Origin of the sequence: Pantoea sp. YR525 (assembly GCF_900116775.1) — a bacterium.
Taxonomy (GTDB): Bacteria; Pseudomonadota; Gammaproteobacteria; order Enterobacterales; family Enterobacteriaceae; genus Pantoea; species Pantoea symbiotica.
The window spans coordinates 40,914-52,896 of record NZ_FPBU01000008.1 but is presented as its reverse complement, the minus strand read 5'-3'; the positions used below and the strand labels follow the sequence as shown (position 1 = coordinate 52,896).

The following is an 11,983-nucleotide window of genomic DNA, read 5'->3' as shown; positions in this document are numbered from 1 at the left end:
ACTCCGTTTACGTTTAGTAGCGGGCAGAGAAACGATACCCTGTTCCGCGAACGGTTTGAACCATGCGATCGTGGCCGGTCAATTCCAGCGCTTTACGTAAACGGCGAATATGCACATCGACGGTGCGATCTTCGACATACACATTGGTGCCCCAAACGTGGTTCAGCAGCTGTTCGCGACTGTACACGCGTTCCGGGTGCGTCATAAAGAAGTGCAGCAGTTTGTATTCGGTCGGCCCCATCTCCAGCGGCGTGGTTTCCGACATCACGCGATGTGAGGAAGGATCAAGGCTCAGGCCCTGCATCTCAATCACCTCTTCCACCGCCATCGGTGAAATACGGCGCATCACCGCTTTGATACGCGCCATCAGCTCTTTGGGTGAGAATGGCTTGGTGATGTAATCATCCGCGCCCACTTCCAGACCGCGCACGCGATCCTCTTCTTCACCGCGCGCCGTCAGCATCATCACCGGGATGTCACGCGTCATCGCTTCACGCTTTAAATGCTTAATAAACTGAATTCCGCTGCCGCCGGGCAACATCCAGTCCAGCAGAATCAAATCAGGCCAGGGTTCGATCAGCTTACCAATCGCGCTGTCATAATCTTCCGCCTCAATAGGCTGGTAATCATTCTGTTCCAGCACGAAACATAACATTTCACGGATGGGAGCTTCGTCTTCCACAACCAAAATGCGCTTAGCCATTGTAACTCCTGCTAGTGTGACAACGTGTCACTGGGATTTGCGGCGCCATTATGCGTCAGTTTTGTGACACTTTTATGAAAAAGCCGCCCTAAGATAGATAGATAAAAAACAGAAATGTGACAATAAAAATCTGCTTTTTTTCTTTGTGATCTTAAGTGGTTATAATTCGCCTTCGCTAAACAGAGCACGGAGCAAACATGCGCATCATTCACACCGCTGACTGGCATCTCGGTCAGTTCTTTTACAGCAAAAGTCGCGCGAGGGAACATCAGGCGTTTCTCGACTGGCTGCTGGATCAGATTGTGCAGCATCAGGTGGATGCGCTGATTATCGCGGGCGACCTGTTTGATACCGGTTCGCCGCCGAGCTATGCGCGTGAAATGTTTAACCGTTTTGTGGTGGCGCTGCAGCCAAGCGGCTGTCAATTGGTGGTGCTGGCGGGCAATCACGATTCGGTGGCGACGCTGAATGAATCGCGCGAGCTGCTGGCCTGCCTGAATACGCAGGTGATCACCAGCGCCACACCGCAGGGCGAGCAGCAGGTATTAACCCTGAAGCAGCGCGATGGCGCGCCGGGTGCGCTGCTGTGCGCCATTCCTTATCTGCGTCCACGCGATATTTTGCGCAGCCAGGCCGGCCAATCCGGTCGCGAGAAGCAGATCTCGCTGCTGGAGGCGATTGAGCAGCATTATCAGCACTGTTTCGCCGCCGCGCAGTCAATGAACAGCGCGCTGCCGATTATCGCCACCGGCCATCTCACCACCGTTGGCGTCACCAAAAGCGATTCGGTGCGCGACATCTATATTGGCACGCTGGATGCCTTCCCGGCGCAGGCGTTTCCGCCAGCGGATTACATCGCGCTCGGTCACATTCATCGCGCCCAGCGCATCGCCAACAGCGAGCACATTCGTTACAGCGGCTCGCCGATTCCGCTCAGTTTTGATGAGCTTGGCCGCGACAAAAGCGTCTTCCTGCTGGAATTTGGCGACAAGCTCAAGGAAGTGACGCCGCTGACCATTCCGCACTTCCAGCCGATGCAGATGCTGAAAGGCTCGATGGCGGAAATTGAACATCAGCTGGCGCAGTTCAGCGAAAGCACCAGCGAGCAGCCAACCTGGCTGGATATTGAGATCACCACGCAGGAATATCTCAGCGATCTGCAGCGTCGCATTGAAGCATTAACCGAAAATCTGCCGGTCGAAGTGCTGCTGGTGCGCCGCAGCCGCGAACAGCGGCAGCGCAGCCTCGAGCGGCTGGAGAACGAAACCCTGAGCGAATTAAAAGTGGAAGAAGTGTTTGCCCGCCGACTGGCGCAGGAAGATCAGCTGGATGCCGAGCAGGCCGAGCAGTTAACGCAGCTATTCCGCACCCAGCTTGCCGCGCTGGAGAATCCATCTGCATGAAAATTTTGACGCTACGTTTTAAGAACCTCAATGCGCTGCGCGGCGAATGGTTTATCGATTTCCGCCGTGAGCCCTTTGCCAGCAACGGATTGTTTGCCATTACCGGCGCCACCGGCGCGGGCAAAACCACCTTACTCGATGCGATTTGTCTGGCGCTCTATCACCAAACGCCACGTCTCGGCACGCTGTCGCAAACCCAGAATGAGCTGATCACACGCGATACCGCCGAGTGTCTGGCAGAAGTGGAGTTTGAGATCAAAGGCGAAGCCTGGCGCGCCTTCTGGAGCCAAAACCGCGCGCGCGGTCAGGCTGACGGCAAATTGCAGGCCCCGCGCGTCGAGCTGGCGCGCGTCGCGGATAATCAGATCATCGCCGATAAAGTCGGCGACAAGCTGAAAGCGATTGAAACCCTGTCGGGACTCGATTTCGCCCGTTTTACCCGCTCGATGATGTTGTCACAAGGCCAGTTTGCCGCCTTCCTGAATGCCAAACCCGGCGAACGCGCCGAATTGCTGGAAGAGCTGACCGGCACCGAAATCTACGGACAAATCTCCGTGCAGATCTACGAACGCTGGCGCACCGCACGCAGCGAGCTGGATACGCTGCGCGCCCGCGCCGGTGGTATGTCGCTGCTTGATGAAGCGCGCCGTGCAGAGCTGACGCAGCAGCTGGCAGAACTCGCTGAGCAGGAGAAATCGCTGAGCGAGCAGCTGACGCTGGCGCAGCATCAGCAACAATGGCTGGTGCAACAACAACAGCTGACGCAGGAACAGCAACAGGCCGAGCAGACGCTGCTTGCCGCGCAACAGGCGTGGCAGCAGGCGGATGGCGATCGTCAGCGGCTGGCGCGGGCCGAACCGGCAGAAAAACTGCGCGAGAAGCTACAGCAGCGCGAACAGCTGCAGGGCGATCTCCGCACGCTGGAACAGCAATCGCAGCAGCTGCAGGCGCAACTGCTGCAAGCCAAAACCGCGCTGCAACAGGGCGAAAACCAATATCAGGCCGCACAGCAGGCGCGCGAGCAGGCGTTACAGCAACAGCAGCAGCTTGAAACGCTGCTGACCGAGCAGGTTATCCCGCTCGATCAACAGATCACCACCACCTCGCAGCAGCTGGATGAACAGCAGCGGCTGCATCTGCAGCAGCAACAGGCGCTGCAAAGCAGCCAAACCGCGCTGAGCCAGCAACAGCAGGTAAGTGAACGTTTACAACAACAGCTGGCGCAGCAGCAGGAATTCCGCACCCGCGAAGCCGCTGTCGCCCATTGGGGCGCTGAACTGACGCGCTGGCAGGCGGAGATCGCCCGGCTGGATGAGCGCGAGCAGACGCTGACGCAGCTCATCGCACAGCACCAACAGCAACGCAGCCAGCTGGAGCAGCATCAACAGGCGCAGGCTCAGCGTGAACAGGCGGCGCAACCGTTGCAGCAAGCCGAAGCGCAGGCCGCACAGCAGCGTCTGCAAGCGGAGCAAGCACTGACTTCGCTTGAGGCGGAGATCGGCAGCGCGCAACTGCGCGAAGCCCTGACGCAGCATCAAACCCAACGCCCTGCGCGCCAACAGCTCAGCCTGCTCGCCGCGCAGTGGCGCGCGTTGCAGCCGCAGCGGTTGCAGCGTCAGCAGAAACTGGCGCAGCTGCAGCAGCAGCATCAGGACGCTGAACAAGCGTTGCAGGCGCTGCGCGAAGAGTACAAACGGGAACATCAGGCGCTGCTTGATGTGCGCAAAATCTGCGAGCTGGAGCGCACCATCGCCCAACTGGCCGACGAGCGCGCCAAACTGCAGCCAGATCAGCCCTGCCCGCTGTGCGGCTCGTGCCAGCATCCGGCGATCGCGCAATATCAGCAGCTTGAGCCTGGCGCCAATCAGCAGCGTCTGGCCACGTTGGAAACGCGCGTGGCGCAGCTGAAAGAGTCCGGCACCGCCAAAGGCGAGCAGCAGAAACTGTCGCTGCAACAGCAGCAGGCGTTGCAGCAGGAAATCAGCGATTACGATCAGCAGCTGGCGACGGTAAACACCCAATGGCAAGCACTGAGCGGTGAGCTGGCACTTACCTGCACGCTGGAGCAGCAGGACGATTTTGCGCAGTGGCAACAGCAGCAGGATGCGCAGGAACAGTTGCAGCAACAGCAGCTGCAGACGCGGGAAAACGCCGCGCGTGCGCTGCAGCAGGCAAAGGACGCGCACCTGCAACAGCAGCAGCTGTGGCAGCAGCATCAGAATCAGCAGCAGTTGGCGCAGCAGCAGATCGCCAGCACGCAGCAGACGCTGGATGAAATCAACCAGCGCGAAGCCAGCGAGCGCAGCGCCATGCAGCAACTGGCGCAGCAGCTGGAACAACAGCTGGCGCAGCATCAGCTCGTCCTGCCAGATGTGGCTGAGCGGGAAAGCTGGCTGCGCGCGTTACAACAGCGCTGGATCGCATGGCAAGAAAATGAGCGCTTACACGGCGAGTTGCAGCCGCAGCTGGCGAAAGCCGAAAGCGAGCGCAGCAGCCTGCAGCAGAATCTGGCGCGTGAACAGCAGCGGCTCGATGAGCTGCAGCAGACGCTCAGCGCGCTGCAACAGCAGCGCCAGCAGCAGCAACAACAGCGTCAGCAGCTGTTTGGCGATCGTCGGGTGGCGGAAGCCCGACAGCAGCAGCACGCCTCGCTGCAACAGTGTGAACAGGCGCTGGCGCAGCAGCTACAGCAGTGGCAGCAGGCACAAAGCTCGCTGCACAGCCTGAATGGCCAGTGCGAGCAGATCGCTGCGCAGCAACACACCTTGCGTGAACGCGCTGCAGCAGCAGAAAGCGCCTTCCTCGCCGCGCTGCAGCAGAGTGATTTTGCGGATGAAACAGCGCTGCGTACCGCCCTGCTGGATGAGGGCGAGATGCAGCAGCTGCGCCAACAATTGCAAACGCTCGCTCAGCAGCGCCAGCAGCAGATTACTCTCAGCGAACAGCTCACTCAGCGCTGCACGGCGCATCAGCAGCAGCGCCCGGCCGATCTCAACGATGAGATCGCCGCCACTATCCAGCAACAGCTGGAACAACTGCGCGTGACTTTACGTGACAATGCCCGTCAACAGGGTGAAGCGCAGCAGCAGTTGCACAGCGATGCGCAACAGCGTTTACAGCAGCAATCGTTACTGACGCAAATCGACACCGATGAAGTGGAGCTGGCGCAGTTGGGCCGTCTGAACGATCTGGTAGGTTCGGCCAAAGGCGATAAATTCCGCCGCTTCGCGCAAGGGCTGACGCTCGATCATCTGGTGTGGCTGGCGAACCGTCAGCTCGATCGCCTGCACGGGCGCTATCTGCTGCAGCGCCGCGTCAGCGAGGAACTGGAGCTGGAAGTGGTGGATACCTGGCAGGCCGACGCCACGCGCGATACGCGCACGCTGTCGGGTGGCGAGAGTTTCCTCGTCAGCCTGGCGCTGGCATTAGCGCTGTCGGATTTGGTGAGTCATAAAACGCGCATCGAATCGCTGTTCCTCGACGAAGGCTTCGGCACGCTGGATGCCGAGACGCTGGACACCGCGCTGGATGCGCTCGACGCCCTGAACGCCAGCGGCAAAACCATCGGCGTGATCAGCCATGTAGAAGCGATGAAAGAGCGCATTCCGGTGCAGATCCGCGTCCGCAAGATGAATGGGCTGGGTTACAGCAAGCTGGAGTTGCCAGGGGAATAATCAGGTCGCCATGAATGGCGACCCTACGGTGCTTCGGCGGTTTTCGTAGGGTGCGCATTCATGCGCACCGGTTTTTTATCTCACTGTTGCCAACTTATAACGCGGGCCGACCAGCAAACCGCCCTGCTCGTTCTGCGCCAGCAGACGGGCGCTGGTCACCCCGGCGATGGTGTGTGCCTTATCCGTCACATTGCTGGCAATCTGCTTGATTGCCGCTGACACCAACATGCCAATAATGCCACCGTTATTGTTGTTGCCATCTTCCGCGTCACTGGCGGTGGCAATGCCTTGCCAAATCTCTTTACCGCTGCGCAGATCCACCAGACGCGCCGTCGCCGACACCTTGGTCACGCTCTGAATCACCTGATAGCTGCTGCCGTAATCGGTCACCGAAATATACAGCGCGCTGTCGGCGTGGAAGATGTCATGCAGACGCTGCGGGCTAACAGCCTGAATTTCGTGGCCGTTGGTTAAACCGTTTTGCTGGAAGGTTTCATCCACCACCGCCACCGGGAACACGTAATAGCCCGCTTCCGCCAGCGGACGCGTTACCAGCGAGGTGAAGCTGTTCGCCGCATTCACATCCGGCGCGCGGTTATCCGCAGGCAACACCAGAATCGAAGCCGGCTTGCTGGCGCGGAAGGCGCTGTAGTCGTACGGTTTTTTGTGCGCGCAGCCGGTCAACAGCAGCGTGGCGAGCACGCCTAAAGAAACAATCAGCTTTTTCACTGAGCAACTCCTTGTTTTTTCTTCATCAGAAAGTCCATGTATGGCGCGGATTCTGGGAACAACTGTTTCTCGGTGGCAAACTGGCCGAAGGCTTTATCGGTATCTCCGGTTTTGGCGTACAGCAGACCGAGCTGCGCGTGCAAGCCCGGCGCGACCGGTTTGTTGACCGATTTGGCTTTTTCAATATCCAGATTCAGCGCTTCAATCTGCTTCTGCGGGTCGCTATCTTTTTTGTAGTAGCTGTAGATCTGCTGCTGGTAATCGCCCCAGTAATAGATCGGTTCCGGCCCTTTTGGTGCACAGCCTGCCAGCACGCCCGCAGCGATCAGCGCCGCACTCAGTTGCAACAATTTCATGCTCAATATCCTTATTTCTCCGGACGCCATGCGCCGCTGTTAATGCCATCTACTAAGTGATCAACCGCTTCACGAATCGCCAGATCCATCACTTTACCATTGAGGGTTGAGTCATAGCTGGCGGTACCGCCGAAGCCGACGATCTCACGCGCTGACAGCTTGAATTCACCCGCGCCCTGCGCGCTGTACACCACTTCTGAAGTAGTGACATCCACCACATTCAGGTTGACTTTGGCATAGGCGATCTGGTTTTTACCGCGCCCCAAAATGCCCCACAGCTGCTGATCGCCCACTTCTTTGCGACCAAATTCGGTGATATCGCCGGTGATGATGTAAGTCGCACCTTTGATGTTCTGCTCGCTCTTCTTAAAGCCCGCTTCCTGCTGCAACTCTTTCAGGTTGCTGCGATCCAGCACGTTGAAGCGATTGGTCTGCTGCAGGTGCGTGACCAAAATGGTTTTCGACTGATTGCCAAGACGATCAACGCCATCGGAGAAAATGCCGTTCATGTACGAGGAGCGGTTATCAAACTGGCCAACCGCAATCGGGCTGCGCACGCCCTGATACGCGGGCTGGCTGGCCGCACGCACCTGTGGTGCTTCAATCGCGCGTGAAGATTCGGTCGCGCAGCCGCTGAGCAGCGTGGCGCTTAACAAGGAGAGTGCCGCAAAGGCATATTTTTTCTGCATTTCTAATCCATGAATCAAAAGGGGATAAAGCCGCGAGGCTGCGGCAAATTCTGGTTCTGCCGACAGTCAGAGTAATGCCATAGCATTGGTTGAGTCGGTCTGTAGACTGTCGGCAGTGAGGGAAAGGATCTTTAGTGAAAATACAGGCACATTAATGAATTTAATTAATCGAATGGCGGGATTATTGGGCGGGTTAATGATTGTTGTAGCGCTCAGCGCTTGTCAGCATTCTCAGCCAAAGCAACAGGATAGCATCGTCAATCTGTGCCAGCCGCAGAGTGCGCCGGGCAGCGCATCCTGCAAATGGGCTGATGAGATGCAGCATCAGCTCAACCAGCATTTCCGCGATGCGCGGCGTTATGCCGGTCAGCAATGTCTGGTGCGGCTCGAGTGGCAAAACAGCGGGCGCTACGCGGTGACGCAGACACAAGGCGACGAAACGCTATGCCTGCGCGCGTGGCAGTTGATTGGTCAAAGCAAAGATTTACCGCCGCCGCCAGAGGTTAACCAGCCAGCGTGGTTCGGTTTTGCCCCGGCGACGCCGAGCCATCCTGGCGCCACTGGCGCGGGCTGATGCCAAACCAGCGGCGGAAGGCGCGGGAAAAGGCGCTGACTTCGGAATAACCGAGCAGCAGCGCCATTTCTGAAATCGGCAGCTGCTTCTGTTGCAGATAATGCGTTGCCATCTCGCAGCGCACCTTGTCCACCAGCGCGGTGAAACTGATGCCCTCTTCGCGTAGCCGCCGTTGCAGCGACCAGCTCGACAAGCCCATTTTTTCGGCAATCTCTTCCAGCACCAGTTCGCCCTGCATCAGTGACAAATTCACCTGCGATCGCGCCTGTTCCACCACGCTTTGCAGGCTGGCAGAACTGTTCAGGCGGCGAATGGCATCCTGCATCACCATCAGCAACATCGGATCCTGCTCCGGCATGGTTCGCAGCAGATCGCGTTTCGGGATCAACAACGAGTTGAACGGTTGATCAAACCACACCGGCGCATCAAACACTTTGCAGTGCTCGTGCCACTGTTCTGGACGCGGATGTTCGAAGTGTACTTCGCGCGGCGCCCAGTTTTTGCCGGCGACGTGGCGGATCAAGTTAAGGAACATGCCGAGCGTTAGTTCCGCATCCTGACGTCGTGACAGGATCGCGCCGTGGCGTACCTGATAATCGAGCCGCCAGCACTCGCCTTTGTCCACCAGCCGCGTCAGCGTGTCGTGCTGATGCCACGGAAACGCATTCACCACGTTGTGCAACGCCTGCTCCAGCGTCGGCGAACAGAGGCCGATATACCCAATCAAGCCTAATGACTGCGGTTTGAACTGCTTGCCGTAATGCAAACCGAAGTTATCAAAACCGGAATGACGCGCCGCTTCTTCCATCACGCGGCAATAGTTCACCAAACCCAGGCTCAGCGTGGGGCTCGCCAGCAGTTCGGAGTTGATGCCGCTGATGCCAAAGATGCGATCGACATCGCCGCCTTTGTCAGTGATAAATCCGCTCAGTCCAGTGGCGGCCGCAGCCAAAACGCCGCGATTGCTGGCGCTGACGGACAAGGCGCTGAAGGCTTCAGTGGGTGTGATGAGTGATTGCATCGGAACCTCTGCGTGTGGCGCGAGTGAAACAGGTTGAGGATTCCAGCAATTTTCGTACCAGGCGGGTGATTCGTGGATTTTGTCGTAGGGTCGCCATTAATGGCGACCTCAATTGCGCCGCGACAGCGCAAAGCTGCTCACTGCTGGTGCATCAGACGCCGACCGGCAGCTGATTGGTTTCCAGATAACGTCGGCAGAGGCGCACGGAGTGATCGGCCCAGCGCGGCCCGAGACTCAGCGCCATTTCCGTTTCCGCGTGCGATCCCATCCACGCCGTCATCTGAATACGGCGCTGGATCAGCAGCGTCGGCACCAGCGCCATCTCTTCATCGCTGATATGCGCCACTTTTTCGTAGCCGAGGATCCAGTTATCTACCCATTCGGCGGCGCGCGGATGATGCTCAACGAAACTGATCGCCGCCGCCAAATCGTGCAGATACCAGCCGAGTCCGCAGTCATCAAAATCGATCACCCGCGTTTCGCCTTTATGCAGCAGCAGATTGGTCAGACGCAGATCGGCGTGGATCAAACCATAACGATCCGCCCCTTTGCCAAAGCCTTGCAGCTCTTGCCCGACGCGCGCCACCGCTTCGGCGACGATGCCGTGATCGGCCGGATTGAGGTTCGGTGCATCCTGCCAGCGTCCCCAATGGCTATGATCGCTGACCATGGTGTGATGATCCCAGATGATGCGCTGGAAACCCGCTGGTTTCTGCCAGCTGCGGCTGTGCTGATGCAGACGCGCGGTGATGTGACCAAGCTGCTGAAACGCTTTGGGATCGACATCGGTGGTGGGCATGTCACCTTCGATCCAATGGAACAGTACCGCATAACGCTCTGCGCCATTTGCCATCGGCAGCGTCAGCACAGTTGCGCCATCGCTGGCCGGGATCGCCTGCGGCACCATGATGCCGATGTCACGCAGCGCATCCAGCCACAGCAGCTCGCTCTGAATGTCAGCTTTGCTGTGATAGTTAGGACGATGCAGACGCAGCGCGTAGCGTTTGCCCGCCGCATGCACCAGGAAGGTGGCATTTTCCGAGCGGCACAACAGCTTCAGTTCGCCGCGCAGTGCCGCGGGATAACTGGCCAGCGCCTGATGCGCCAGCAGGGTGATTTCAGCATCGGTTAAGGTATCGGATTGTTCGGCACTCATTCATCAATCTCCAGCATCAAGCAAGTGGTATCAGCATGGGATGACGTCGTCCTGACTGCTTGACCGCAGACAACCCAAAGTTGACCGCAGCGTGCATCTGGCACTTTTCTTGCCTCAGAGTTGACCGTGGAGGACAAAACTCACTGCGCCCGCGTCAAGTTTTCCCGCGCCAGCCAGCGGCATTATCACTTCACTGTAGCGCAAAGATAAAAAAGCGCGGTGAAGCTGCCGCACCAACAATGACGACGGGGAAAAGACGATGACGAATAAGCTCAAACCCACGCTGGGCACCCTGCATTTGTGGGGCATTGCGGTTGGACTGGTGATTTCTGGTGAATATTTTGGCTGGAGTTACGGCTGGGGCGTGGCGGGCACGCTGGGATTCCTGATCACCACCGCGATGATCGCCACCATGTATACCTGTTTTATTTTCAGCTTCACCGAACTGACCACCGCGATTCCACATGCGGGCGGCCCATTTGCCTATAGCCGCCGCGCGTTCGGCGAAACCGGCGGCTTGATCGCTGGCCTCGCCACGCTGATTGAGTTCGTGTTCGCACCGCCGGCGATTGCCATGGCGATTGGCGCTTACCTCAACGTGCAATATCCCGATCTCAATCCGAAAACCGCCGCAGTCGGCGCCTATATCGTCTTCATGACGCTGAACATTCTCGGCGTTAAGCTGGCGGCGATGTTCGAATTGGTAGTCACGGTGCTGGCGGTTCTGGAGCTGCTGGTGTTTATGGGCGTGGTTTCGCCAGGCTTCAGCATTGCCAACTTTGCCGCTAACGGCTGGGCGGGCAGCGATCACTTCGGCATGCCCGCGATATCAGGCATCTTCGCCGCGATTCCGTTCGCCATCTGGTTCTTCTTGGCGATTGAGGGCGCGGCGATGGCGGCCGAAGAGGCCAAAGATCCGAAGCGCACCATTCCCAAAGCCTACATCACCGGCATTCTGACGCTGGTGGTGCTAGCGATTGGCGTGATGCTGCTGGCCGGTGGCGCTGGTGACTGGCGCAAGCTGTCGGACATCAACGATCCGCTGCCGCAGGCGATGAAGATGATCGTCGGTGAAAACTCCAACTGGATGCACATGCTGGTGTGGATTGGTCTGTTTGGGCTGATTGCCAGCTTCCACGGCATTATTCTCGGCTATTCACGCCAGTTCTTCGCCCTCGCCCGCGCCGGTTATCTGCCACAGAGTTTGGCCAAGCTGTCGCGCTTCCAGACGCCGCACCGCGCGATTATCGCCGGGGGGTTGATTGGTATCGCCGCCATCTACAGCGATGGCTTTATCAATCTGCAAGGCATGACGCTGACCGCCGCGATGATCACCATGGCGGTGTTTGGCGCGATTGTGATGTATCTGATGAGTATGCTGAGCCTGTTTAAACTGCGCCGCACTGCGCCAGAGATGGAACGCAGCTTCCGTGCGCCGGGCTATCCGATTGTGCCCGGCATTGCGCTGGTGCTGTCGCTGGTGTGTCTCGTAGCGATGCTGTGGTTTAACCCGGTGATTGGCGGCTTGTTTGTAGCGATTATGGCGGTGGGATATGTCTACTTCCTGGCCACCAAAGCTCAGCGCGATAACGCGCCGCAGGATTCGATGTTAGTGGGTAAGTGATGTTAGCTGGGGGTTTTGTAGGGTCGCCATTTATGGCGACCTTTTTACATCAAC

At 58.2% G+C, this 11,983-nt stretch carries 10 protein-coding genes; 4 read left to right on the top strand and 6 right to left on the bottom strand.

Annotated elements, in window-relative coordinates:
- Nucleotides 1-13: 13 nt before the first annotated feature.
- Nucleotides 14-703, bottom strand: a complete 690-nt coding sequence (gene phoB / locus BM323_RS16785) for a phosphate response regulator transcription factor PhoB (RefSeq protein WP_007887040.1) — start codon at nucleotides 701-703, stop codon at nucleotides 14-16.
- Between the two features lie 197 nt (nucleotides 704-900).
- Between phoB and sbcD the strand changes: the two genes are divergently transcribed.
- Both sbcD and BM323_RS16775 read left to right on the top strand, forming a co-directional pair.
- The gene (gene sbcD, locus BM323_RS16780; protein ID WP_008106089.1) at nucleotides 901-2,106 is read left to right on the top strand and encodes an exonuclease subunit SbcD; all 1,206 of its coding nucleotides are present in this window, start codon (nucleotides 901-903) and stop codon (nucleotides 2,104-2,106) included.
- On the top strand, nucleotides 2,103-5,780 hold the full coding sequence (locus BM323_RS16775) for an AAA family ATPase (protein ID WP_008106087.1): 3,678 nt from the start codon (nucleotides 2,103-2,105) through the stop codon (nucleotides 5,778-5,780). Before sbcD ends, BM323_RS16775 begins: the two co-directional genes overlap by 4 nt.
- 75 nt (nucleotides 5,781-5,855) lie before the next feature.
- Here the strand turns inward: BM323_RS16775 and BM323_RS16770 are convergent, their stop codons facing one another.
- The 3 genes from BM323_RS16770 to BM323_RS16760 are packed head-to-tail and all read right to left on the bottom strand — an operon-like array spanning nucleotide 5,856 to nucleotide 7,554.
- The gene (locus BM323_RS16770; protein WP_008106085.1) at nucleotides 5,856-6,509 is read right to left on the bottom strand and encodes a DUF799 domain-containing protein; all 654 of its coding nucleotides are present in this window, start codon (nucleotides 6,507-6,509) and stop codon (nucleotides 5,856-5,858) included.
- A complete protein-coding gene (locus tag BM323_RS16765; RefSeq protein ID WP_008106083.1) occupies nucleotides 6,506-6,865 on the bottom strand; it encodes a DUF4810 domain-containing protein in 360 nt (119 codons plus the stop codon). The genes BM323_RS16770 and BM323_RS16765 overlap by 4 nt, the downstream gene beginning before the upstream one ends.
- A gap of 11 nt (nucleotides 6,866-6,876) precedes the next feature.
- The gene (locus BM323_RS16760) at nucleotides 6,877-7,554 is read right to left on the bottom strand and encodes a CsgG/HfaB family protein (protein ID WP_008106082.1); all 678 of its coding nucleotides are present in this window, start codon (nucleotides 7,552-7,554) and stop codon (nucleotides 6,877-6,879) included.
- Nucleotides 7,555-7,708: 154 nt separating this feature from the next.
- On the opposite strand from BM323_RS16760, the gene BM323_RS16755 reads away from it, so the two are divergent.
- A complete protein-coding gene (locus BM323_RS16755; protein WP_008106079.1) occupies nucleotides 7,709-8,128 on the top strand; it encodes a cell envelope integrity TolA family protein in 420 nt (139 codons plus the stop codon).
- Here BM323_RS16755 and BM323_RS16750 read toward each other — a convergent pair.
- Entirely contained in the window at nucleotides 8,058-9,149 is a 1,092-nt protein-coding gene (locus tag BM323_RS16750) for an AraC-like transcriptional regulator QhpR (protein ID WP_008106078.1), read from the bottom strand. The genes BM323_RS16755 and BM323_RS16750 overlap by 71 nt on opposite strands.
- A 151-nt stretch (nucleotides 9,150-9,300) precedes the next feature.
- Entirely contained in the window at nucleotides 9,301-10,305 is a 1,005-nt protein-coding gene (locus BM323_RS16745; RefSeq protein ID WP_008106075.1) for a phosphotransferase enzyme family protein, read from the bottom strand.
- 259 nt (nucleotides 10,306-10,564) lie between these two features.
- On the opposite strand from BM323_RS16745, the gene eat reads away from it, so the two are divergent.
- Nucleotides 10,565-11,929 (top strand): ethanolamine permease, encoded by a 1,365-nt coding sequence (gene eat / locus BM323_RS16740; RefSeq protein WP_008106073.1) that lies wholly within the window; start codon nucleotides 10,565-10,567, stop codon nucleotides 11,927-11,929.
- Nucleotides 11,930-11,983 lie beyond the last annotated feature (54 nt).

What these genes read in the sequence shown, in the direction of transcription:
- phoB (WP_007887040.1), bottom strand. Translation starts at nt 703, where the DNA reads ATGGCTAAGCGCATTTTGGTTGTGGAAGACGAAGCTCCCATCCGTGAA.
- sbcD (WP_008106089.1), top strand. Translation starts at nt 901, where the DNA reads ATGCGCATCATTCACACCGCTGACTGGCATCTCGGTCAGTTCTTTTAC.
- BM323_RS16775 (WP_008106087.1), top strand. Translation starts at nt 2,103, where the DNA reads ATGAAAATTTTGACGCTACGTTTTAAGAACCTCAATGCGCTGCGCGGC.
- BM323_RS16765 (WP_008106083.1), bottom strand. Translation starts at nt 6,865, where the DNA reads ATGAAATTGTTGCAACTGAGTGCGGCGCTGATCGCTGCGGGCGTGCTG.
- BM323_RS16760 (WP_008106082.1), bottom strand. Translation starts at nt 7,554, where the DNA reads ATGCAGAAAAAATATGCCTTTGCGGCACTCTCCTTGTTAAGCGCCACG.
- BM323_RS16755 (WP_008106079.1), top strand. Translation starts at nt 7,709, where the DNA reads ATGAATTTAATTAATCGAATGGCGGGATTATTGGGCGGGTTAATGATT.
- BM323_RS16750 (WP_008106078.1), bottom strand. Translation starts at nt 9,149, where the DNA reads ATGCAATCACTCATCACACCCACTGAAGCCTTCAGCGCCTTGTCCGTC.
- BM323_RS16745 (WP_008106075.1), bottom strand. Translation starts at nt 10,305, where the DNA reads ATGAGTGCCGAACAATCCGATACCTTAACCGATGCTGAAATCACCCTG.
- eat (WP_008106073.1), top strand. Translation starts at nt 10,565, where the DNA reads ATGACGAATAAGCTCAAACCCACGCTGGGCACCCTGCATTTGTGGGGC.